This is a genomic window from Streptomyces sp. NPDC055962, assembly GCF_042270185.1.
Taxonomy (GTDB): Bacteria; Actinomycetota; Actinomycetes; order Streptomycetales; family Streptomycetaceae; genus Streptomyces.
This window is the reverse complement of sequence record NZ_JBHJYN010000002.1, coordinates 92,016-115,531: the sequence shown is the minus strand read 5'-3', so window position 1 is coordinate 115,531 and position 23,516 is coordinate 92,016. Positions and strand designations below refer to the sequence as shown.

The following is a 23,516-nucleotide window of genomic DNA, read 5'->3' as shown; positions in this document are numbered from 1 at the left end:
CAACATGTGAACTTCTGGGAGTATGTGGGCACCCGCCATCAGCAACTGCTCACTGACACGTATCAACACGCCAGCGCCGTCTTCCAGTGCATGGTCATCGCCACGCTCATCGGCGTCCTGATCGGTGTCGTCAGCTACCGGAGCGGCTGGGGCGGCTCCCTGGCGATCACGTCCACCTCGGCGATCCTCACCATTCCGTCGCTCGCCGCGATCGGTCTGCTGATCCCCCTGGTCGGCCTCGGTGTCCCGCCCACCGTGATCATCCTGACGCTGTACGGGCTGCTGCCCATCGTCCGTAACTGCATCGTCGGGCTGCGCGGGGTCGACCCGTCCCTGGTCGACGCGGCCAAGGGCATCGGCATGTCGCGGACCCGGCGGCTGCTCAGGGTGGAACTGCCCCTCGCGTGGCCGCCGATCCTCACCGGCATCCGGGTCTCCACCCAGATGCTGATGGGCATCGCCGCCATCGCCGCCTACGCCTCGGGCCCCGGACTCGGCAACGAGATCTTCCGCGGCCTCGCCTCACTCGGAAGCGCCAACGCCATCAACCAGGTTCTCGCCGGCACGATCGGCATCGTCATTCTCGCCCTGCTCTTCGACGCCGCGTACGTCCTGCTCGGGCGGCTCACCATCCCTAGGGGGATCCGTGCCTGAGACCACCACCGCGTCGACCGAGCAGGACCCGCCGCGCCCGGCCACCACCTCGGGCGCCACCATCCGGCTGGAGAACCTCAGCAAGTCCTACCCGGGCAGTCCCGCCCCCGCCGTGGACGACGTGTCCATGGACATCAAGGCCGGCGAGACCGTGATCCTCGTGGGCCCCTCCGGCTGCGGGAAGTCCACCACGCTCAAGATGATCAACCGTCTGATCGAGCCGACGTCCGGGCGGATCAAGATCAACGACGAGGACGTCACCGACATGGACCCGGTGAAGCTGCGCCGCAAGATCGGCTACGCGATCCAGTCCTCCGGTCTCTTCCCGCACATGACGGTCGCCGAGAACATCGCCCTCGTGCCCAAGATGACGGGCTGGTCGAAGTCGGGCGTGAAGGACCGCGTCGAGGAGATGCTCGACCTGGTCGGGCTGGACCCCCGCGAGTTCCACGGGCGCTACCCGCGCCAGCTCTCCGGCGGCCAGCAGCAGCGAGTGGGGGTGGCGCGCGCCCTCGCCGCCGACCCGCCGGTGCTGCTCATGGACGAGCCGTTCGGCGCCGTCGACCCGATCACCCGCGACCACCTGCAGGACGAGCTGATCCGGCTCCAGCACGAGCTGCACAAGACGATCGTCTTCGTCACCCACGACTTCGACGAGGCCATCAAGCTCGGCGACCGCATCGCCGTGCTGCGGGAGCGGTCGCACATCGCGCAGTTCGACACCCCCGAGGCGATCCTGACCAACCCGACCGACGACTTCGTCTCCGGGTTCGTGGGAGCAGGCGCCGCCCTGAAGCGGCTCAACCTCACCCGCGTACGGGACGTGGGCATCGCCGACTTCCCGACGGTGACCGTCGAGGACCCGCTCCAGTCGATCTTCAACAAGCTGCGGGACGGCCGGCACAGCGAGCTGCTGATGCTGGACCGCCGTAACCGTCCGTACAAGTGGCTGCGGCGCGGCGACCTGATGCGGGCCAAGGGCTCGCTGGCCCGCGCCGGGCAGCTGGTGCACGACACGGTGACCCGGGACGCGACGCTCCACGACGCGCTGGAAGCGGTACTGACCGACAGCGGCGGCCGGGTCGCCGTGACGGGACGGCGCGGTGAGTTCATCGGCGTCGTCGACATGCAGACCCTGATGAACTCCGTGCAGGAGCTCCTGGAGGCCGACCGGCTCGCCGCGATGGAGCACGAGCACGACCTGGAGGAGCTGCGCGTCCACCGGACGGAGCACGAGCTCGAGGGGGGTGACGGCGGGCTGTGACCCCCAGTCATCAGGCACCCCCGAAGGGGGAGCGGCCACCCGGCGAGCACGACGTGCAGGGCCACCCCTTCCGCGACGACGAGGCGGAGCCCACCCCGTCGTCGTCCGGTCCGGCGCGCCGTCTCACCTGGAAGAAGCTCGTGCTGGTGCCGGCCGTCTGCGCGGTCGTCCTGGTCGCGACCTATCTGTGGATCACCAACGTCGACCTCGACTCGGTCGCGGAGAACTCGCTGGCCGGCGACACCGTGCAGCTGCGCTGGTGGCAGCACGTCAGGCTGACCGCGATCTCCACCTTCTGGGTGCTGATCATCGCGATCCCGCTCGGTATCGCGCTGACCCGGCGCGGCCTCAAGAAGGCGGCCCCCGGCGTCACGGCCCTCGCCAACATCGGCCAGGCGACGCCCGCGATCGGGCTGCTGGCCCTGCTGGTGATCTGGCTGGGCATCGGTCCGTCGACGGCCATCATCGGCATGGTGATCTACGCCGTCCTGCCCGTGCTCTCCAACACGGTGGCGGGTCTGAACGCCATCGAGCCGACGCTCGTCGAGGCCTCCAAGGGCATCGGCATGTCGGCGAGGGGGACGCTCACCAAGGTCGAGCTGCCGCTCGCCGTCCCGCTGATCCTGGCGGGCGTACGCACCGCCCTGGTGCTCAACGTGGGCACCGCGACCCTCGCCACCTTCGGCGGCGGCGGAGGTCTCGGCGACCTGATCACCTCGGGCATCCAGACACAGCGCATGCCCGTGCTGGTGCTCGGTTCCGTACTGACGGTGGTGCTCGCACTGCTGGTGGACTGGCTGGCCTCGCTGGTCGAACTGTGGCTGACGCCGCGTGGACTGGAGGAAGCGTGAGGGTACGTACGGGCCTGGCATCGGCGGCCGCGCTCGCCCTCCTCCTCACGGGGTGCGGGCTGAAGAGCGGATCGCCGCTGGTGGACGAGGTGGAACCCGGGTCGGTCGGGAAGGGGCAGCCGCTCAAGGGCGCCTCCCTGACGGTGACCTCGAAGAACTTCAGCGAGAACATCGTCCTCGGCCAGATCATGGGCCTGATCTTCAAGGCGGCGGGTGCCGAGGTCCTGGACCGGACGAACCTGCCGGGGTCGATCAGTGCGCGCGAGGCGGTCGTCAAGGGCGACGCCGACGCGCTCTACGACTACACGGGCACGGCGTGGATCACCTACCTGGGCCACGCCAAGCCGATCGTCGATCCGCAGAAGCAGTGGAAGGCCGTGCGGGACGAGGACATCGGCAACGGGGTGACCTGGCTGCCGCCGTCCACCCTCGACAACACGTACGCCCTGGCGATCAGCAAGAAGAACAACGCCAAGTACCACCTGAAGAACCTCTCGGACGTGGCCGCGCTCGCCAAGAAGGACCCGAAGGCCGTCACCGTCTGCGTGGAGAACGAGTTCGCCTCGCGCGACGACGGGCTGCCCGGCATGCAGAAGCACTACGGGATGAAGCTGCCCGCCGCGAACATCAAGAAGATGGACGCGGGGATCATCTACACCCAGGTGAACACCGGCGGCTGCCTGCTCGGCGAGGTGTACACCACGGACGGCCGGATCAAGGCGATGAACCTCGACGTCCTCGATGACGACCAGCAGTTCTTCCCCAACTACAACGCCGCACCCGCCATCCACACGGCGACCCTCGACAAGTACCCGGAGATCGCCGGACTCCTGGCGCCGGTCACCGAGAAGCTGACCACCCGGCTCGCCCAGGAGCTGAACTCCAAGGTCGATGTGGACGGTGAGGACCCGCACGAGGTGGCGAAGGACTGGCTGGTGCAGGAAGGATTCATCAAGGAGGGCTGAGCCCACCGGATCCGTACGCGGAGCCCACCGGATCCGTACGCGGAGCCCACCGGCCCGATATGCGGAGCCCACCGGCTCGATACGCCCGGGACCGCCTGTACGCCGGGGTCCGCGCCGCAACACGCGGTGCGGACCCCGGCGTCACTGCGTCCGGCCCTCGGCTCCCGGCCTCCCGGCCTCCCGGCCTCCCGGAGTGCATGCAAAGAACTCGTTGCAAAAAAATGTTGCAAAGTAGTCTTTGCAACTTTATGGTCGTGCCATGCCATCGAACGAGCACAAGGACCGCGAACCCGGTGCGGATGAACTGAACCTCCACCGGATCGACGCCCGTACGCTGCGCGGGCTCGCCCACCCCCTGCGCATCCGCCTGCTGAACGCCCTCCGGGAGTTCGGCCCGGCGACGGCGTCCGGACTCGCCGAGCGACTCGGCGAGTCCAGCGGCGCCACCAGCTACCACCTGCGCCAGCTCGCGGCGTACGGCTTCGTCGAGGACGCCCCGGAGCGCGGCAAGGGGCGCGAGCGGTGGTGGAAGGCCGTCCACATGGGCACCACCCTCGACAGCAGCAGCTTCCTGGACCACCCGGACGCCGAGGTGCGCGGCGCCGTCGGGGTGCTGCTCCACGAGTCGGCCTCCACCCACGCCCAGGAGCTGAACACCTGGCTCGGGACGATGCACGAGTGGCCCGAGGCGTGGCGCGAGAGCTTCGACCTCAGCGACTTCAAGCTACGGCTCACCCCGGAGCTGTCCCAGGAACTCGCCCAGAAGATCCAGGACCTGGTGAACAGCTACCGGGGCCGCGTCCCCGACGACACCGAGGGGTCGGCCGTCGTCCGCACCCACCTGCACATGTTCCCGCGCCCCACCGACTGAGGGGATCACCGTCATGCACAGCGACATCCACTTCCTGCTGCACACCTACCGCGCCGCCGAACTCCACGCCGAAGCAGCCGAGTTGCGCCCGCTGCGTCCCGGGATCCGCCACCGCATGGGCTGGACGATGATCGAGCTGGGTCTCAAGCTGACCCAGGCACCTCCCGCACGGACCCGCGCCCCGCGGGCGGTGTGACCGTGGACGGGGGGAGACGCACACCGCACCGCACCCCGCTGGTGGCCGTCCTCGCGGCGAACTCGATATCGACGGCAGGGACTTCGCTGACCCTCATCGGCGTACCGTGGTTCGTCCTGGAGACCACAGGGAGCGCCGGGAAGGCGGGGGTCGTCGCGTTCTGCGCGACCCTGCCGATCGTCGTCGCGGCCCTGGTGGGCGGGCCGGTCATCGACCGAGTGGGCCGGCGGCGGGTCGCCGTCGCCTCCGACACGGTGTGCGCGGCCGCCGTCGCCTCCGTCCCTCTGCTGCACCATGCGGGAGTGCTCGACTTCTGGATGCTGTGCGCGCTGATGGCCGTCAACGGGCTGGCGCACACGCCCGGCAACACCGCGCGCTACGTCCTGGTGCCTGACCTCGCCGAGCACGCGGGCACCACGCTCGCCCGCGCGGCGAGCCTCTTCGACGCGGTGTCGCGCGGCGCCCGCATGGTCGGTGCCGCACTGGCGGGCGTCCTGATCGCCGTCGTCGGGGCCGAGACCGTGCTCCTCCTGGACGCCGCCACCTTCGCGCTGTCCGCACTGCTCGTCGCGGCGGGCGTACGGGGGATCCGCGCGGCCGAGCCCCGCAGGGCCACGGCCCCGGTCTCCCTGCGTACGTACCGCGCCGAGCTGCGCGAGGGCTACGCCTATCTGCTGGGCAACCGGCTGCTGCTCGCCGTGGTGGTCATGGTGATGTTCATGAACGGGACGGACCAGGGCTGGAACGCCGTGCTGCTGCCCGTGCACGCCGAGGGCGAGCTGGGCGGCGCCACCGATCTCGGCCTGCTCACCGCGCTGTTCGGCGCGGGCGGCCTCACGGGCGCCCTGCTCTACGGGGCGGTCGGGCACCGCTTCTCGCGCCGGACCGTGTTCGCGGTGTGCGTGGTGCTGTGCGGAGCCCCCAGATTCGCGGTCGCGGCCCTCACCGGGACGACGCTGCCCCTCGCGGTCACCATGGCGCTGGGAGGCGTCGCCGGAGGCATGCTCAACCCGATCCTGACGACGGTGACGTACGAACGGGTCCCCGAGGACCTGCGGAGCCGGGTGTCCGGCGCGCTCACGGCCGGCTGTGAACTCGCCATGCCGGTCGGCGGCCTCGCGGCGGGCCTGCTGGTCGAGGGCATGGGTGCGACCGGGGCACTGCTGGCGATGGGTGGGGTGTACTTCCTGGCGACGCTGAGCCCGCTCGTCTTCCCCGCCTGGCGCGGAATGGGAAGCCCGGAGCCCCAGGTCAGCAGCTCGGGACCGTGCCGCCCTGATCCAGCGCCCGCAGCGAGGACACCGCACTCTCCAGTGTCGTGACGGGGATCAGCCGCAGACCCTCGGGCTTCTCGGCCTTCGCCTGCTTGCACTCGGCCTTCGGCACGAGGAAGACGGTGGCGCCGTCGCGCCGGGCGGCCTGCGTCTTGAGGGAGACCCCGCCGACGGCGCCGACCTTGCCGTCGGCCTCGATCGTCCCGGTGCCGGCGACGTTGCGGCCGCCGGTCAGGTCTCCGCCGGAACCGTCGCCGTCCAGCTTGTCGATGATCCCCAGCGAGAAGAACAGGCCCGCGCTGGGGCCGCCGACGTCGGCGAGGTGCAGGGTGATGTCGACCGAGCCGGGCTTCCTGTCCAGGTAGTTCAGGGCGGCGTCGACGGCGACGTTCTGCGACTTCTCCATGTCCTGGAGGTTGTGCTGCTCGATCTCCTTCTCGGTGTCACCGGTCGGGTAGACGGAGTCGCGCGGCATGACCGCCCGGTCCGCCCTGAACCAGCTGTCCACCACGTCCCCGATGCCGATGTCGGCCGTCGGCGAGGTCGCGAGGATCGTCGTCATCCGCAGCTCGCCGTCGGTGCTGCGGGTCGGCGCACCCTTGATCGTGATGACCGGCGTCCCCTTGTCGTCCCCCAGCACATCGGCGGTACTGCCCGGCTGGGCCACGGTGAACGGCAGGGGCGCGAAGGCCGCCGTGCCGAACAGGGCGAGAACGGGCAGGGCGCAGAGGGCGAGGGCGCGAGGGCGGGAGAGACGAATGGCCACCCGACCAATCTATCCGCCACACGCGCCGGGCCCCGACCGCCCCGACGCCACCGGGGCGGTCCGGCGTTCCGGAACCTGTCCGGTGGCTCTCCGGCACCTGTCCGGTGGCTCCGGGACCTGTCCCGTGGTTCCGGAACCTGTCCGGTGGCTCTCCGGCACCTGTCCGGTGGCTCCGGGACCTGTCCGGCTACCGCAGCGCGTCGGCGACCTCGCGGGCCGCGTCCAGGACCCGGGGCCCGACCCGCTCGGGCACGGCGTCCGCGAGCATCACCACACCCACGCTGCCCTCCACCCCGGACACCCCGACCAGCGGCGCCGCGGCCCCGCAGGCACCGGCTTCGAGCTCACCCTGGGTGAGGGTGTAGCCGGGGTGGTCGACCGTCTTCTGCCGGGCCGTGAGGATCGCCCGGCCCGCGGCGCCCCTGTCCAGGGAGTGGCGGAAGCCGGCCCGGTAGGCCACGTGGTAGTCGGTCCACGTCGGCTCGACGACGGCGACCGCGAGCGCGTCCGATCCGTCGACGAGCGTGAGGTGCGCGGTGGCCCCGATGTCCTCGGCCAGGGAACGCAGCGCGGGCAGCGCGGCCTCCCTGACGAGCGGGTGCACCTGTCGGCCCAGGCGCAGCACGCCCAGCCCCACTCGGGCCCGGCCGCCCAGGTCACGCCGGACGAGCGCGTGCTGTTCCAGGGTGGCGAGCAGTCGGTAGACCACGGTGCGGTTGACGCCGAGTTTGTTCGACAACTCGGTGACGGTCAGGCCGTGATCGGTATCGGCGAGCAGTTTGAGGACACGCAGTCCCCGGTCGAGCGTCTGAGAAGTCTCCGCGGTCACGACGCCCTCTCCCTCGTGGTGAGCGGGGCGGTTGTCTCCGGGGTGCCGACGCCGGTCCCACGGCGACGCACCGAGAGGCCGCCGACTGGCCATGGCACCGGCTGCGCTCCGCGGCCACACTGCCACGGGGCGTTCATGTTTCGGGGACATTAGCGAGCGGGTTCGCTCAGCGGAAGCCCTCGTCCAGAATCCGGTCTCCCTCCGGAACGGCACCACATAACCGCCGGTCAGCGGCGGACCGTCCGGAAACCGAACATCTACGCGCGTTCAACTCGGGTGACACCGCGGCGACCCTCCGTACACCATGGGTGAACGGTTGTTAACGCCTCGTGAAGAACTGTTGCAAAAATCTTCCGCCCGCGCTCCTCCGCACCCCCGCGCGCCCTGCCGTGCCGGGCCACGCCCTCTCGTCCAGCACGTCCGTTCACGGGCAGGTCCCCGGTGCGCGGCGGTGTGAACCGCCCGCGCACCGGGGCCCTGCCCGTACGGGCTCACCGCATCCGGGTGGCCCACTCCTGGACCTTCTTGATCCGGTCCTGGATCTGCCCGGCCGTCGCCTCCGCGCTGGGCGGACCGCCGCACACCCTCCGCAGCTCGGTGTGGATCACGCCGTGCGGCTTGCCGCTCTGGTGCGTGTACGCCGAGACCATGGTGTTGAGCTGCTTGCGGAGCTCCAGCAGCTTCTTGTGCGTCACCACGGGCCGGTCCTCGGCCGCCTTCTCCAGGAGATCGGCCTCCGCGGCCGGCTTCTGGCGGCTGTGCGCGATCTGCCGGGTCTGCCGCTTCTGGAGCAGCAGCTGCACCTGGTCGGGTTCGAGGAGCCCCGGGATACCGAGGTAGTCCTGCTCCTCCTCGCTGCCGGGGTGCGCCTGCATGCCGAACTCGGCGCCGTCGTAGAGCACCCGGTCGAAGACCGCGTCGGACTCCAGCGCCTCGAAGGGCAGCTGGTCCTCGGTCTCCTCGTCCTCGAGCTTCTCCGCGTCCGCGAGGAGCTGGTCCTCCTCGGCGAACGGGTTCTCCTCGTCGCTGCCCTTCTTGGGCTTGTCGAGGACGTGGTCGCGCTCGACCTCCATCTCGTTCGCGAAGTCGAGCAGCATCGGGATGGTCGGCACGAACACGGAGGCCGTCTCGCCACGCCTGCGTGACCGTACGAAACGTCCGACGGCCTGGGCGAAGAAGAGGGGCGTGGAGATCGTCGTCGCGTACACGCCGACCGCGAGACGCGGGACGTCGACGCCCTCCGACACCATGCGCACCGCGACCATCCAGCGCGATCCGTCCTCGCTGAACCTGTCGATGTTCTTGGAGGCGGCCTTCTCGTCGGAGAGGACCACGGTCGGCTTCTCGCCGGTGACCGACTTCAGGATCTTGGCGTACGCGCGCGCCGACTCCTGGTCCGTCGCGATGACCAGCCCGCCGGCGTCCGGGATGCCCTTGCGCACCTCGGTCAGGCGCTTGTCGGCGGCGGCCAGCACATTGGGGATCCAGTCACCGGTGGGCGAGAGCGCGGTGCGCCAGGCCTGCCCGATGGCGTCCTTGGTCATCGGCTCGCCGAGCCGCGCGGCGATCTCGTCCCCGGCCTTGGTGCGCCAGCGCATGTTGCCGCTGTAGCTGAGGAAGATCACCGGGCGGACGACCCCGTCGGCGAGGGCGTTGCCGTAGCCGTAGGTGTAGTCGGCCGAGGAGCGGCGGATGCCGTCGTTGCCCTCCTCGTACGCGACGAAGGGGATCGGGTTGGTGTCCGACCGGAAGGGCGTGCCGGTGAGCGCGAGGCGCCTGGTCGCCGGGTCGAACGCCTCCTGGCACGCCTCGCCCCACGACTTCGAGTCACCGGCGTGGTGGATCTCGTCGAGGATCACGAGCGTCTTGCGCTGCTCGCACCGGTTGCGGTGCAGCATGGGGCGCACGCCGACACCGGCGTACGTGATCGCGACCCCGTGGTACTCCTTGCTCACGGGTCCGGCGCTGTACTCCGGGTCGAGCTTGATGCCTATGCGGGCGGCGGCCTCCGCCCACTGCTTCTTGAGGTGCTCGGTGGGCGCCACGACGGTGATCTGCTGCACCACGTGGTGGTGGAGCAGCCATGAGGCGAGGGTCAGCGCGAAGGTGGTCTTCCCCGCGCCGGGGGTCGCGACGGCGAGGAAGTCGCGCGGCTGGTCCTGGATGTACCTGTCCATCGCACCCTGCTGCCAGGCTCGCAGCTTGCCGGCCGTACCCCAGGGGGCGCGGCCGGGAAAGGCGGGTGAGAGGTGGTGGGAGGCGGTAGTAGTCACGGTCTCCGGTTCGGCACTCGGGTACGTGGGGCGCTGGCCGTACGGACCGGAGACCGGCCCGTACGCGATACGACAACCGGGCCACCCTACCGGCGGGCGGCGCGGAACCCCGTACGAATCAGCGGCGGCCGGGCGCCGCTGAGACGCTCTTCACAGCCGCGTACGGGCACCGGGGCACACGAGCCCCGCACGATCCGGACGGGAGGCCCTACGCCTTCTCCCTGACTCTGCCCGCGACCCACACCCCCGCCAGCGCCACCGCCGCCATCGGCAGGAACACCACCACGAACGCACCGGGGTGCGCGACGGCGGCCTCGCTGCCGGCCGCCCCATGGGCAGCCGAGCCCACCGCGCCGCCGCCGAGCGCGGCGAACGCAGCACCGCCCGCGGCGAGCAGCAGCGCGTTGGACAGGCCGTCCGAGATCTGGAGGGCCGCCGAATTGGCACCCGCCTCCCGCGGGGCCGACAGTTTCAGCAGCAGCACGCTCGTCGACGCGATCACCATGCCCATCCCGAAGCACCCGACGCCCCAGACCACGGCCAGGGTCCACACCGGCACCGCCGCGATGAGCACGCTCGGCGCGGCGACGATGGCCAGCGTCACGAGCACCATGCCCGCCGTCACGAGTGCCCCCTGGTGGTGCTCCAGCCTGGGCCGGGCCAGCACGTACGAACCGAGTGCCCAGGTCAGACCCCCCGCGGCCAGGGAGAGGCCGGCCAGGGTCGGGGACAGGCCCCGCTGCGTCACGAGCATCAGCGGGACGAAGGACTCGGCGACGATGAAGGAGCCGGACGACATGCCCCGCAGCAGGATCACGGCGGGCAGCCCCGGCGCGGCCCGCAGGGTCCCCCGGGGCAGCAGCCCGCGTACGGCGGGAACGAGCAGCGCGGCACCGGCCAGCGCCGGGACCAGCGAAAGCCATCGCAGCTCCTGACCCGCGTACTGGAGCAGCCCGGCGCCCGCCGAGATCCCGAGCGCGAGCCGGATGCGGCGCCCGTCGAACGGCTCCGCCGCGGCCTCCGCGTCCGTGGGACCGCCCGCCATCCGACGTATCGCGGGAAGCGCGAGTCCGAGCGGCAGAAGGATGAGGACCGGGATCCCGACGAAGACCCAGCGCCACCCGAGGTGCTCCGTGACGGTCCCCGAGGCGAGCGGTCCCACGACGGACGGGACGATCCACGCCGCCGAGAACGCGGCCATGATGCTCGGCCGGATCCGTTCCGGATAGGCCCGCCCGATGACCACGTACAGCGCGACGATCACGAGTCCGCCGCCGATGCCCTGGACGGCCCGCCCCAGGATGAACATCCACATGCCGCTCGCCGTCCCGGAGAGCAGCAGGCCCGCCCCGAAGGCGCCGATCCCCGTGGCCAGCGGGGCGAGCGGCCCGCGCCGGTCGGCCCACTGCCCGGAGAGCACCATGGCGAAGAGGCTGGTGGTGAAGTACGCGGAGAAGGCGAACGCGTAGAGCGGGATGCCGTGCAGCTCCCTGGCCGCGACAGGCATCGCCGTGCCCACGGCGGTGGCCTCGAAGGCGATGAGCAGGACGACGGAGACGATGCCGATGCTGAGTGCCCGGTAGGTCCGCCCGAGTACGCCCTCCGCCGGTTCGTCGACGGTGGTCTCCACGAGGGCGGCGGTGACCTCGGCGTCACGGGGTTCCAGGGCAGTCATGAGCCTCAGAGTAAGGGCCTAAACGCCAGATGGACCCTGTCGGGGGACGGTATCGGGCTGGTCCCTTGGTCGTAGGCCGCGTGGGCTGTTCGATGAACGCGGTGTGGCAGTCACGTTGCGGCCTGCCCGCATCCCTTGGCCCGGCCCCACCGGCCCCGTACGGTCGACAGCAGATCAAGAAGCGCACGGCCGTGTGCCCGAGTGGTTCAGGGGCTCGACTGCAACTCGAGTTACACCGGTTCGAATCCGGTCACGGCCTCTACACAGGAGAAAACGAAGAGAACGGCCGCCTCCATGGTGCGGGGGCGGCCGTTGCCGTGCGCCGGGAAGTCATGTCGTGGTGAGCACGGAGCTTCGGAGGCCCGAGGGGTACGCGGCCGTGGGTACGGCGTCGTACCTGAGGAGCCAGTGACCGCGGTCAGTGCCTCATCCGCCCTGACGGACGCCGCGGCACCGCCCGCACGCCGATCGACTCGCCCCCTCGTGCCCGTCGTCGGCCATCAGACCGATCCCGTCCGGATCGATTGAGGCATTTTGTCCGCACCGCTCGAAGCCTCCACGAGGTGTGCACAACCACGGGTCAGGATTCGAACTCCGCCTCGTGTGAACCTCTTGGCGAGTTGCTAGCTTGGCCTGGAAGCCGAGGCACCCACCGGGGCGCGACAGAGGGCAGGACAGGTAGACGGGGGAAGGGTTTCCATGGCATGGGACGAGTGGGAGCAGCTCAAGGCGGACGCCTCCGATCGGCGCTCGACCGGGATGCAGTTGAACCAGCTCGAACCGGGCGGCGGGGGCTCTGCGGCTCTGCCCGGGCAAACGGGCGATCTCAGGGTGGGACACAGCGATCTGGTGAAGATCGGCAGCCAGGCGCACAGCCTCTACAACGACCTCTGGGGCAAGGCCCGGGTGGCCGTTCCCAGCAGCGACAAGGCCGCCGGTGACCTGAGCGGTCAGGGCTTCGCGCTGGGCGGCGCACTGAAGCACGTGTCGACACGGTGGGACGAACAGCTGAAGTCGCTCATGGACGCCTGTGCGCACATCTCCAACCACATGCAGGTCACCAAGAAGGTGCACGCCGGTGACGAGCACTACATCCAGCGGCAGGTGAGCAGCATCGAGGCCTTGGACGCCGGATTCGACGAGCGGGTGGGTGAGCCGGGCAAGAAGAACCCGGCGTACGAGCCCAAGAAGTAGCGGCGCGACCACAGACGTACAGGAGAATCGACAACTCATGGATCTCGACGCCCTGCGCTTCGCCAACTTCGCGATGCTGGACACCGCCGTCTCCGACTGGGAACTGCTCGTACGACATCTCGCGGAACTGGAGAAACAGGCTGAGGAGGGGCTGCACAAGGCTGCCAGGACGGCCGACTGGACCGGCATGAACGCTCAGGTCACCAAGGAGTTCGTCGGCAAGAGCGCCGGCGAGTTCAAAGATGCGCACACGCAGGCCAACACGATTCACAAGATCCTTGGTGACACCCGGGACGAGCTTCGCCAGCACAAGAAGGATCTCGAGGCCGCCATCAGCCGCGGGCAGAAGAAGAATCTGACCGTCACCAGCACCGGCGGCGGCGGTTTCACCGTCACCATGAACATCCACCCGGACCGGGCCGCGAAGGGCACGTCCGTTCCGGAGCACAGCGAGAGCGATGTCACCGCGCTGCGCGACGAGGTGCAAGGGATCCTCAAGAAGGCCTCGGAGAGCGACGATTCGGCGAGCAAGGTACTGATCGCGATAGCAGATCAGGCCAAGACGGGCTTCTCGGACGCCAACTACAAGGACCGCGACTCCGCGGCAGAGGCCGTTCAGGCGGCGGAGGACCTCGCCAAGATCGCGGCGAAGAACCCCAAGGACCTCACGCCCGCCGAGTTCGACAAGATCAACGACGGTCTGGCCAAGTACAAGGACGACCCGCTGTTCGCCGAGCGGTTCGCCACACAGCTCGGGCCCCAGAAGACCCTCGAACTCTGGCAGGGCATCAACGACCCCGCCGTGAACCCGAACGTCGGCCGCGAGCGGCTCGACAAGCTCGACGACCTCCAGCGCAATCTCGGTCTGACGCTCGCCACCGCCACGCAGAGCGACTCCGCCGACATGACGAGCTGGAAGGGCAACATGATCAAGCTCGGCGACCAGCCCATCGGCCGGGAAGGCGGGGGCCCCATGGGCTTCCAGGTCATGAGCAACCTGATGCGCACCGGCGACTACGACGACCAGTTCCTCAAGAGCTACGGCACCAAGCTCATGGAGATGGAACGCAAGCTCACCGGCAACGGCGAGCACGCCAACCTGGCGTGGCAGCACATGGGCATGGACCCCTGGCTCAACCGGATCGGTGACGACAGCGGCGACGACCCGCTGACCGGTTACCTCAAGGGCCTGTCCAACAGCCCGGACGCGGCGACCGACTTCTTCAACGAGGAGTACGTCTCGAAGGACGACTCCCCCTTCGAGCGCGACACGGACGGCAACGGCAAGAACGGGAAGGTCCCGCTCTCCAACTTCCAGTACCTCTTCGAGGAGCGGGAGTGGCCGCAGGAGACCAACCTCAAGGGCGACGACGACATCACCGGCCGCAACAATCTCGCCCTCGCGCTGGAAGCCGCCACGACGGGGCACCCGGCGGGCGAGCTGCCGACGGCGGACACGCCCGCGCACAACGAGGGGCAGACCAAGCTGTTCGAGTCCATCGTGTCTTCCGTCGCGGACGACAACGGACGTCTCACGGGCCACAATTACATGACCGACAGCATCGGTCAGATCACCTCGGAGTACCTGCCGGACATCAACCGGGCCATGACGGACGATTACGACGAGGAGACGAACAAGCTGTTCCCCGTCGCCGGCAGCTCCGCCACGCTCAACCACCGAGACGTCAATGCCCTGCTGCTGACAGTTGGACAGAACGCTGAGGGGTACGCGGCCGTGGAGGTGGCCAACAAGGAGTACATGGCGAACCTCATGGACTACCACCTGAACCCGGACCTGCCTGCCGACAAGGTTTACTCGAAGGACCTGGAGTTCACTGTCAATCAGGTCGCCATGGGTTCGGGTGAGGTATCCGGCACGCTGGCCATCGGCCGCCAGGAGGCGGTCGCCGGCGAAGCCGAGGCAGCCGACAAGAAGTACGAGCAGTCTGTGGCGCAGTGGAAGAACGCGATTTCCGGGGGGATCGGTACGGGTATCGGCGTCGGTACGTCGTTCATCGCCACTCCGGTCGGCGGGGCCGTGGCCGGTGGTCTGGCGGGGACGGCGAGCAGCATGGTCCTCGAAGCCCTCTTCCAGGACGCAGAGGGGAAGGCCAAGGACGACGCGGGCGCCGTCATGGGCGAACATTGGGAGAGGGGCAACGACCAGAACTCGGGGTACACCGAGAAGGCTGTTGAGAACGCGGCCAAGGCGCACCACCGTGACGACCTGATGGACGACAGCATCGACGAGAAGGCGCGCACTGCCGCTCAGGAGGGCTTCCGCGCTGCGGGCGTCAACACCGCCCATATGTCTCCGCACTTGAAGACGGACATCTGATCGACTGTCCGGGAGCGACGCCCGCCACGTCGCTCCCCGTCCGAACCCCGAAAGTCGCCCCCGTCCGAACCTCGAAAGGCTACTCACGTTGTCTGTCCGTGGATCTCTCCGGTGTCGCCGATTCATCGGCACGGCGGTCTCCCTGTCGGCCGTCGTCGTCCTCGCGTCCAGCCTGTCGGCCTGCTCCGGCGACGGCGACGACACGGCAGAGAAGAAGTACACCGTGCCCACGTCGCTGTGCGGGACCCCCGTGGACTCCGCACTGGTGAAGGCCGTGCTGCCTGGCGGTGACTCCATCGCGGCGGCCCCCTCGAGGCTGAGCGGAGGAGCGACACGCTGCGACGTGTCCGTGGATGGCAAGGCGGCACTGAGCCTCACCCAGTCATGGTGGAGTGAGGGGCAGAGCACAGCGATGGTCTCGGAGGGATACGCCGGCACGGACGACGGGGTGTTGTCGGACGACGAGCGCTTCGTCTACACCGGGAAAGCCGGCGTCGGCAAGACTTCTTCCTGCACCTCGTCGGAGCACCCGGAGCAGGACCTCTACGCGGTGGTCCAGGTCTCCGAAGACGGCATCGACGACCAGACGGCCATGAAGAGTCTGATCACCGACTACACCAAGGCGGTCGAGCGGTCGGCGGCCTGTGAGTGACTCGCCGCGCGGTGACTGCCAGGAGAGCCGCTCCGTCCGGGTATCCGGGACCGTCGGCCTGATGCGCCGTAAGCCGTGGGTGTAGAACCACGGCCTAATCTGGCGCCATTTCCGGGCCCGGGATCACGGGAGTTCGCCCGGCGCGACGTGCTTCGGCCCGGCGGCCCGCGACCAGTACGTGGGGATTCCGGCCGCCCACGGCAACACGTATCCGCTGAGCTGGCGGTGCGGGCCTCCGCAGGACGGGGACTTCGTGGACGCGGAGCTGCTGTACGGGCTGGTGACAGCCCAACTCGCCCCCGGCGGATCCCCACGTGTGGCCGACGCGTGACCGCTCAGGGAGTGCGCATCAGGTTGCGAAGGCTCGCGACGAGGGCAGGTACGTCGCGTTCCACCTCGGCGGGGGCTGCGGCCTCCGCCGGCTGGTGCGCGGTCCCGCAGGGGCGGCAGAGACCGTCCGGGAGGGCTTCGGCCGGGCCGGGGCGGCCGCATTCGGTGCACTCGACCAAGACGCTGTGGACAGGAGAGCTCTGAGCCGGGGTGGGTCCTGCGGGAAGCTGGGGCGGCATCTTGTCGGTGAGGCGGCGGCGTACCAGGCCGATGGGGGATCCGATGCGCTCGGGCAGTCCGGCGGTGAGCGCCGAGGTCAGGTAGTCGGCGCTGACGCCGCGAGCGAACCAGGCTGCGGCGAGCGGTTCCAGCGCGGCGCAGTCGGCGGCGGAGAGCGCCAGGCGGGGTTCGCGGCGGCCGAGTTCGGCGAGGGTCCGGTAGGCGGGGGAAGGGGCCGTCACTGCCGTGGGGGTGCCTGTGCCCGGCCCCTCCTGCGGCGGCGGGGGCGGGTTCGGGCTGGGGCGCTCCTCCGAGCGCTGCTGGGGTACGACCGCCGGTTCGGGCGCCTGCCCCGGGGCGGGGGCACAACCTCGCCTGCCAGCCTGGCGGCCCACCACTCGTTGTCATGGGCGGTACGGGACCAGTAGGTGAGCGTCACCCACCGGCACTGACCGGCCCCTTCCACCCGGCAGCGCACGCGACGCAGGTGTCCGGCCACGGCGAGGGCGCGCAGGGCGGTGCCGATGGCCATCTGTCCGTACAGGGGAAGGTCCTTGGCAAGCGACTTGATGTCCATGGCGGCGCCGTCGGGGAGGTGGTCGACGTATCCGGCGACGTAACGCTCGCGCTCGGGCAGGTGGGTGAAGGCGCCTGCGTCGGAGGGGCCTTGGGCCGGGACAGTCTGCTTGCCGTAGCCGGGCTGCGCCTTGCGGTACGGGCGCGATGCTGCGGGGGCGGGCGGGGCGGAGCTAAGGTGCTGGGTAACCACGAGATCGTCTTTCCTTGAGGTGCGATCTTGGGTCAGACCCCGGCCGGTGCAGCTAACACCGTGTCGGGGTCGTCTCGTTGTGGGCACCGTAAGCAGCCGCGACTCTCCGCCGCAACTCGCTCACAATTAGTCATACTTGCTGGCCGTGACGGGGTGGGAGGGAGGGGAGGTTTACCCAAAAGCCCTTACCTACCCCCCGGATGAACAACACGGCTCGAATCCCGACCCTCGCGTCTCGCCCCTCGAAACCCGAAGCTCAAGCGTCGGCCCGGCGGGCATCCCCCGGCCCCCCGAACGAGTGATAGCGCCACACCCGGTGCTCGGGCCCCGAGTCTCGGGGCCCGAGCACCGGGTCACGACGCCGGTCAGCTCCCCGTTCCGGCAGCCGAACCGGGGGAACGAGCCGTCCGGCGCTGCTACCGGGCCTGGGCGAAGCGCTCCATATGCTCGTCATCGAGCCGCACACCGCGGGCGGCGAGTGCCTCCTCGATCTGCTCGACCCGGCTCACGCCGACGATGGGGTCGATCCCCTGCCGCATCAGCCAGGCGAGGACGACCTGGTTCCTCGTGGCCGACAGCTCCCGGGCGATGTCGTCCAGGGACGAGAGCACCCGGGTGGTGCCGGGGTGCTCGTAGGTCCCGGGAAGCGGCTTGTCGGCACGCACGTACGAGCCCCACAGCAGCGCGCTGTACGCCCACACGGTGAGCCCCTCCGACCGGGCGAGGTCCATGTCCTCGTCGGTGAGCATGCGGTGGCCGGCCTCCGCGAGGGGGGTGAGCGGGCGCGGCTGGGCCAGTGAGTGGCGCAGTTGCAGGGCCGTCCAGGGCTCCACGTGCTGCTCCCGTGCGAGCGAGCGGGCACGCTCGACGCGCCACGCGGCGTGGTTGGCGGCCCCGATCCGCAGGGCCACCCCCTTCGTGACCAGCTCACCGAAGGCGCCGACCGTCTCCTCCAGCGGCACGGTGCGGTCCTCGGCGTGGGCCCAGAGCAGGTCGACGTGATCGACCCCGAGACGTCCCAGGCTCTCCTGGCCCCCTGCGTGCACGGCGCGCTCGGAAAGCCCTTCGGCGCTCTCCGGCCAGGAGTGCGGGACGAGCGGGTTCTGCCGGACCTTCGTCGCTATCCGCACCGCGTCGCGCATGCCGGGGCGTGCTCGGAGCCACGCGCCGATGACGCGCTCACTGGCGCCGCCGACGCCGCTGGGATCGGCCCAGAAGGAGTAGCAGTTCGCGGTGTCGAGCCAGACCCCGCCGCCGGCGACGAAGGCATCGAGAATCGCGAAGGCGTCGTCGGGTCCGACAGAGGTACCGAAGGCCATCGTTCCGAGGACAACCTCGGCGTTGGTGAAGTTCATGCACGCCATGCTGCGAAATGAAGTGCACTCCAAGTCAAGCGCGTCAGGTCGTCCGGCTTCGAGCGGGTCAGGACTTGGGCGTCGCCACCGCCGCCTGGGGCCGGATCGGGAGGCGGTTGACGGGGCGGCCCGTCGCCGCGCGGACGGCCGAGGCCACCGCTGCGGGGGACGTGACCACCGGGACCGCCGAGGCGGGCTTCGCGCCGAAGGGAGCCACCACGTCGCGTTCCTCGATCAGTTTCACGATGTGGATGTCCGGCGCGTCCAGCGACGTCGGCAGCGCGTACCCGGTGAGGTCCGGGTGACGGATCAGACCGCGGGCGGTGCGCAGGTTCTCCGTGAGGGCCGCGCCGATGCCCTGGGTGATGCCCGCCTCGATGCGCGTCGCCAGCTGGGACGGGTTGAGGATCCGGCCGACGTCCTGCGCGACGGCCATCTCGACCACCCGGACCGAGCCGAGCTCGATGTCGACGTCGACCACGGCGCGGACGGCGCAGAAGGCCAGGCCCACGAACGCGTCGCCCTGCCCGGAGTCGTCGAGGGGCTCCGTGGGGTGCGGGCGGCACTGGGCGGTGGCCCACAGCTCCTTGCCGTCCATCGCCTCCATGACCGTCGTGGACAGCACACCGTCGTACGAGGTGATCTTGCCGTCGGCGATCTGGAGGAGCTCCGTGGACATGCCGAACTTGTGCGCCAGCGGCTGGAGGAGCTGGGTGCGGACCATCTTGGCCGCGCGTTCGATCGCCCCGCCCGAGACCCAGGTGTGCCGGCCGTGCGTCGCCGGGCCCGCCGGCGGCTGGTCGGTGTCCACCGCCGCCACGTGGACCTCTTCGACGCCCAGGGTCTCCTGGACGATCTGGCGGGCGAGCGTGGTGAAGCCCTGGCCGGTCTCGACGGCGGCGCAGATGACCGTGGCCACACCGTCGTGGACCCGGACCGTGGCCGTGGAGACCTCGTCGGCGCCCTCGGCGCCGAGCATGTGGACCATGCCGATGGCGTAGCCGACGCCCCTGCGCACGGCGCCGGGCTCACCGGCCCCCTCCGGGCCTCCGGGGAGCAGCCAGTCGTCCTCGGGCGCATCCTTGGGGAGCGCGGGCAGCGGGAAGTCGCGCAGCTCACCGAGGAGTTCGGCGACGGGTGCGGGGCAGGTCACGGTCTGGCTGGTGGGGAGGATGTCGCCCGTGGAGAGGGCGTTGCGCAGCCGGAGTTCGACCGGGTCGATGCCCAGCTTCGCCGCCAGCTTGTCCATCTGCCCCTCGTACGCGGCGCACACCTGCATCGCGCCCTCGCCGCGCACATGGCCGGAGGGCGGGTTGTTCGTACGGACCGCCCAGCCCTCGATGAAGGCGTGCGGGACGACGTACGGGCCGCAGGCGAAGGCCACGGCGGCGGCCAGGGACTCGGACGAGGAGTCGGCGTACGCGCCCGCGTCGAGGAGGATCTGGGCCTCGACCTTGACCAGCCTGCCCTCGGCGTCCGCGTGGTGGCGGTAGCGCAGCAGGGTGGGGTGGCGGTGGGCGTGCCCGAGGAAGGACTCCTCGCGGGTGGCGGCCAGCTTGACGGGGCATCCGGTGCGCAGGGCGAGCAGGCCGAGCGGGATCTGGAAGCCGGGGTCCTCGCGGTCGCCGGTCGCCCCGGGGACACCGGTCACGACGACCTTGACGTGCTCGGGGTCCAGGCCGAAGCAGGCAGCGGCCAGATCGCGGTCGGTGTGCGGGTCGGTGGACGCCGTGTAGAGCTCGACGCCCCCGTCGGGCCGCGGCACGGCCAGACCGGCCTCCGCGCCGATCGGGGCGGGGTCCTGACGGCCGATGCGGTAGAGGCCCTCGACGATGACCTCGCCCACGGTGTCCGGGTCGCCGTAGCGCAGCGGGATGTGCCGGATGAGGTTGCCGTCGGGGTGGAGGGGCTCGGCGGCGAAGGCCTTCTCGGGGTCGGTGACCGGTTCGAGGACCTCGTACTCGACGGCGATCGCGGCGGCGGCCAGCCGGGCGGTGTCGGGGTGGTCGGCGGCGACGGCGGCGATGGCCTCGCCGTGGTGGCGCACCAGCTCGGAGGCGAACACGGGACGGTCGACGACCCGGCGGCCGTACGACCCGTCGCCGGGGATGTCCTCGTGCGTGACGACCGCGCGCACACCCGGCATGCCGGCGGCGGCCGTCGTGTCGATCGACAGGATGCGCGCGTGCGGGTGCGGCGAACGCAGCACCGCGGCCCACAGCAGTCCCTCGGCCCAGAGGTCGGCGGCGTAAGGGAAGGTGCCCTCGGTCTTGGCGCGGGCGTCGGCGGGCGGTAGCGAGGTGCCGAGTCCGAGCGCGGGCGGCTCCTGGTCCGGGGCGGGGCCCTCGGGTGGCGGTGCCGTGTGCGTGGTGCTGGTCGCGGTGGCTGCGTCGCTGGTCACGCCGCCTCCTTGTCGTTCGCTCCGCCGCGGCGGCTGGTGGTGGGGGTGACCGGTGGTGCAGGGGACGGCACGGCGTTCACCGGACGTCTCCCTCGTGTGCCTGGACGCTGCCCGCGCCGGGGGCGGCCTGGTGCGGGATCCGCGGCTCGGCGTCGTCCGGGGCGGTGGCCGCCTCGGCGGTCGCCTCCCGGCCGGCGACGACGTCGCGTACGGCGTCGAGCACGCCCCGGTAGCCCGAACACCGGCAGAGGTTGCCGCACAGGGCCTGCCGGGTCTCCAGCTCGCTGGGAGCGTGGTTGCCCTCCAGGAGGTCGTGCACGGTCATGGCCATCCCGGGGATGCAGAAGCCGCACTGGACGGCACCGCACTCGGCCAGGGCACGCTGCACGTCGGAGGGTTCGCCGTCGACCGCGAGCCCCTCGACGGTGCGGACCTCGCTGCCCGCCGTCGTGGCGGCGGGGACCAGGCAGGAGGCCACGAGGCGTCCGTCGACCTGGACGTTGCAGGCACCGCACTCCCCCTGGGAGCAGCCGTCCTTGGCGCCGGCGAGGCCGAGGCGCTCCCGGAGCACGTAGAGCAGGGACTCGCCGATCCACGCGTCGCTCACCGGGCGGTCCACGCCGTTCACATGGAGGACGTACGACGCGGAGGGGTGCTCGCTGGGGCCGGCCGGGGCCGCGGGCTCCTCCGGGAGGGCGGGGGCGTGCCCGGGGTCGGCCGCGGGCGCAGCGACGTCGGCCGCGGGAAGCTCGACCGCGGGTGCGGGTGCCTCGGGTGCAGGCGCGTCGGGTGCAGCATCTTCAGCCGGGGCCTCCGGGGCGTCCACGGCCCCGTAGGGCCTGCCGGAGGCCGCCTGGGCGGCCTCGGGTGCCTCGGGTGCCTCGTCGGGCTCAGGGGGCGCCACGGGGGCCGCTTCCGCGGCTGTGTCGGGGGCCGCTTCCGGGGCCGCTTCCGGTGCCACCCCGACGGCCTCCTCCGGGGAGGTGGCCGGTGTGTGCTCCTGGGGTTCCGGCGTCGCCCAGGGAGCGGGTGCTCCGCCCGGCAGGGTGGCCGGGCGCGTGTCCGTGTACCACTGGGAGGCCATCGCGGAGGCCGCGAACTCGCCGGACTCGTCCGGGAGGTCGCCGTCCGCCACCGGGATCGTCCACTGGCCGGTGTGTCCGGCGGGCTCGGGGACCGGCTCGGGCTCGGGCTCGGCGGGGAGCGGCTCGGTGAAGTTCCACTGGGCGGTCGTGGACGACGTCTGCGCGTACTGCGACGAGTCCGGGTACGGCTGCTGGTACGGATCCTGCTGCTGGTTCGGGTCGGGCCAGTGCACCGCCTCCGGGGCGGCTTCGCCGCTCGCGGGGTCCGCCGCCCGCTCCTGCTGCCCCTGCGTCCGCACGACCCAGCTGCCGGTGGCCGCGGGGTCGAGCCCCGCGGCGGGGGTCAGCGGCAGGATCATCGGCGGCACGTAGCTGTGGCCGGGGGCGGCCAGCGGATCGGACCCGAGGGCGGCCAGGTCCTCCGGGGGCAGGTGGACGAAGGCGGTCGCCTCGGCGTCGTACTCACCGCCCTGCGGGGTCGGCTCCCAGCCGGCGTACGGGTCGGGCTGCCCGTGCTGCTGCTCGGGGTTCTCTTCATTGCTCACGACAGTGCCCTCCCCAGTGCGCGTCGGGCGAGCGCGGCGACCGTGCGCCGCAGGTGCAGGACGGCGGGCGACAGCGGAGGTGCCTCTCCCCCGTCGTCCGGTGGTGCCTGGTCCGGGATGCAGGCGGCCGCGACGTACTCGCCGAACGCGGCCAGCGCGTCGGGGGCCAGGCCCCGTTCGCCGTCCCAGTCGATCAGGGAGGCGATCCAGCGTTCGGCCTCCAGGGGCCGCAGAGGCATCGGGGCGATCGCGCCGACCGCACAGCGCACGCCGCGCCGCGCCGGGTCCAGGACGATCGCGACGGAGGCGGTGGCACGGCCGGGGCCGGTGCGGCCCGTCGCCTTGAGGAAGACCTGGGGTGCGTGCAGCAGCGGCACGCGGACGAAGCCGATCAGCTCGGCGGGCTCCAGCATCTCGCGGCCCGCCAGCAGGTGCGAGACGGGGATCTCACGACGGGATCCCCCGGTGCCGGCGATGACCAGCTCGGCCTCCAGCGCGGCCAGCACCGGCAGGGCGTCGCCGGTCGGGGCGGCGGTGGCGATGTTGCCGCCGAGCGTCCCGGCGTTACGGATCTGGGGCGGGCCCGCGGCGCGCGCGGAGGCGGCGAGCGCCGGGATGAGCGCGGCGAAGTCGGGCCGGCCCATGCGCGCGTGGGTGAGGCCGGCGCCGAGCAGGGCGTGGCCGTCCTGGTAGTGCCAGCCGCGCAGCTCGCTGATCCGGCCGAGGCCGACCAGCCCCGAGGGCCGTAGCAGGCCCTTGTTGACGGCCGCCATGAGGTCGGTGCCGCCGGCCACAGGAACGGCTGCGGGCATGGCGCCGAGAGCCGCCACGGCCTCGTCGAGCGAGGCCGGCAGCGTCACCGACTGCATCGCCTGCGGTGCGTGCGTGGTCAACCCAGCTGCCCCTTCCCGGTGTCCCGGCAGTCCCGCCTGTCCGCCGTACGGTACGTGCTCACGGCCGGGACGTGGCAACTCTGGCACATCTTCCGGGCTCTCCGACGCGAGGGTCCA

18 protein-coding genes, 1 tRNA gene and 1 pseudogene are annotated in these 23,516 nt (G+C 71.0%); 11 read left to right on the top strand and 9 right to left on the bottom strand.

The genetic code is table 11. The annotated features are described in order from the left end of the window. Positions 1-6: 6 nt before the first annotated feature. From ACFC51_RS05835 to ACFC51_RS05805, 7 genes are all read left to right on the top strand, one after another. Entirely contained in the window at positions 7-654 is a 648-nt protein-coding gene (locus ACFC51_RS05835) for an ABC transporter permease (RefSeq protein ID WP_376380853.1), read from the top strand. Beyond that, positions 647-1,918 (top strand): ABC transporter ATP-binding protein, encoded by a 1,272-nt coding sequence (locus ACFC51_RS05830; RefSeq protein ID WP_376527135.1) that lies wholly within the window; start codon positions 647-649, stop codon positions 1,916-1,918. Before ACFC51_RS05835 ends, ACFC51_RS05830 begins: the two co-directional genes overlap by 8 nt. Beyond that, positions 1,915-2,769 (top strand): ABC transporter permease, encoded by an 855-nt coding sequence (locus ACFC51_RS05825; RefSeq protein WP_376527134.1) that lies wholly within the window; start codon positions 1,915-1,917, stop codon positions 2,767-2,769. The genes ACFC51_RS05830 and ACFC51_RS05825 overlap by 4 nt, the downstream gene beginning before the upstream one ends. Continuing rightward, the gene (locus ACFC51_RS05820; protein ID WP_376380860.1) at positions 2,766-3,734 is read left to right on the top strand and encodes a glycine betaine ABC transporter substrate-binding protein; all 969 of its coding nucleotides are present in this window, start codon (positions 2,766-2,768) and stop codon (positions 3,732-3,734) included. Before ACFC51_RS05825 ends, ACFC51_RS05820 begins: the two co-directional genes overlap by 4 nt. Positions 3,735-3,993: 259 nt before the next feature. Continuing rightward, on the top strand, positions 3,994-4,605 hold the full coding sequence (locus ACFC51_RS05815; RefSeq protein ID WP_376380862.1) for an ArsR/SmtB family transcription factor: 612 nt from the start codon (positions 3,994-3,996) through the stop codon (positions 4,603-4,605). A 13-nt stretch (positions 4,606-4,618) separates the two neighbouring features. After that, complete coding sequence (locus ACFC51_RS05810; RefSeq protein WP_376380865.1) at positions 4,619-4,801, top strand: hypothetical protein; 183 nt, start codon at positions 4,619-4,621, stop codon at positions 4,799-4,801. A 2-nt stretch (positions 4,802-4,803) separates the two neighbouring features. Further along, a complete protein-coding gene (locus ACFC51_RS05805; RefSeq protein ID WP_376380868.1) occupies positions 4,804-6,123 on the top strand; it encodes an MFS transporter in 1,320 nt (439 codons plus the stop codon). Here the strand turns inward: ACFC51_RS05805 and ACFC51_RS05800 are convergent. The 4 genes from ACFC51_RS05800 to ACFC51_RS05785 all read right to left on the bottom strand — a co-directional run bounded on the left by ACFC51_RS05800 (position 6,053) and on the right by ACFC51_RS05785 (position 11,618). Then, positions 6,053-6,841 (bottom strand): S16 family serine protease, encoded by a 789-nt coding sequence (locus ACFC51_RS05800; RefSeq protein WP_376380871.1) that lies wholly within the window; start codon positions 6,839-6,841, stop codon positions 6,053-6,055. The genes ACFC51_RS05805 and ACFC51_RS05800 overlap by 71 nt on opposite strands. A gap of 187 nt (positions 6,842-7,028) precedes the next feature. Continuing rightward, entirely contained in the window at positions 7,029-7,670 is a 642-nt protein-coding gene (locus ACFC51_RS05795) for an IclR family transcriptional regulator (RefSeq protein ID WP_109881333.1), read from the bottom strand. Between the two features lie 491 nt (positions 7,671-8,161). After that, positions 8,162-9,943 carry a DEAD/DEAH box helicase gene (locus tag ACFC51_RS05790; RefSeq protein ID WP_376379073.1) on the bottom strand — a complete coding sequence of 594 codons (1,782 nt, stop codon included), beginning with the start codon at positions 9,941-9,943 and terminating at the stop codon, positions 8,162-8,164. Positions 9,944-10,151: 208 nt separating this feature from the next. Further along, the gene (locus ACFC51_RS05785) at positions 10,152-11,618 is read right to left on the bottom strand and encodes an MFS transporter (RefSeq protein WP_376379070.1); all 1,467 of its coding nucleotides are present in this window, start codon (positions 11,616-11,618) and stop codon (positions 10,152-10,154) included. A gap of 187 nt (positions 11,619-11,805) precedes the next feature. Between ACFC51_RS05785 and ACFC51_RS05780 the strand changes: the two genes are divergently transcribed. The 4 genes from ACFC51_RS05780 to ACFC51_RS05765 all read left to right on the top strand — a co-directional run bounded on the left by ACFC51_RS05780 (position 11,806) and on the right by ACFC51_RS05765 (position 15,802). Next, positions 11,806-11,877 (top strand) — tRNA-Cys (locus tag ACFC51_RS05780). A 440-nt stretch (positions 11,878-12,317) separates the two neighbouring features. Continuing rightward, complete coding sequence (locus tag ACFC51_RS05775; RefSeq protein WP_376379068.1) at positions 12,318-12,812, top strand: hypothetical protein; 495 nt, start codon at positions 12,318-12,320, stop codon at positions 12,810-12,812. Between the two features lie 37 nt (positions 12,813-12,849). Next, complete coding sequence (locus ACFC51_RS05770; protein ID WP_376527132.1) at positions 12,850-15,150, top strand: hypothetical protein; 2,301 nt, start codon at positions 12,850-12,852, stop codon at positions 15,148-15,150. Between the two features lie 88 nt (positions 15,151-15,238). Next, complete coding sequence (locus tag ACFC51_RS05765) at positions 15,239-15,802, top strand: hypothetical protein (RefSeq protein ID WP_376379062.1); 564 nt, start codon at positions 15,239-15,241, stop codon at positions 15,800-15,802. A 335-nt stretch (positions 15,803-16,137) separates the two neighbouring features. On the opposite strand, the pseudogene ACFC51_RS05760 reads toward ACFC51_RS05765, so the two are convergent. The 5 genes and pseudogenes from ACFC51_RS05760 to ACFC51_RS05740 form a co-directional block, all read right to left on the bottom strand. Further along, positions 16,138-17,120, bottom strand: a pseudogene (locus ACFC51_RS05760) (MarR family transcriptional regulator). Between the two features lie 416 nt (positions 17,121-17,536). Continuing rightward, positions 17,537-18,475, bottom strand: coding sequence for an aldo/keto reductase (locus ACFC51_RS05755; protein ID WP_376527130.1), 939 nt, complete (start codon positions 18,473-18,475; stop codon positions 17,537-17,539). 67 nt (positions 18,476-18,542) lie between these two features. Next, positions 18,543-20,876 (bottom strand): xanthine dehydrogenase family protein molybdopterin-binding subunit, encoded by a 2,334-nt coding sequence (locus tag ACFC51_RS05750; RefSeq protein ID WP_376527128.1) that lies wholly within the window; start codon positions 20,874-20,876, stop codon positions 18,543-18,545. Between the two features lie 76 nt (positions 20,877-20,952). Beyond that, complete coding sequence (locus tag ACFC51_RS05745) at positions 20,953-22,506, bottom strand: (2Fe-2S)-binding protein (RefSeq protein ID WP_376527126.1); 1,554 nt, start codon at positions 22,504-22,506, stop codon at positions 20,953-20,955. Further along, the gene (locus tag ACFC51_RS05740) at positions 22,503-23,399 is read right to left on the bottom strand and encodes an FAD binding domain-containing protein (RefSeq protein ID WP_376379038.1); all 897 of its coding nucleotides are present in this window, start codon (positions 23,397-23,399) and stop codon (positions 22,503-22,505) included. The genes ACFC51_RS05745 and ACFC51_RS05740 overlap by 4 nt, the downstream gene beginning before the upstream one ends. Positions 23,400-23,516: the final 117 nt, after the last annotated feature.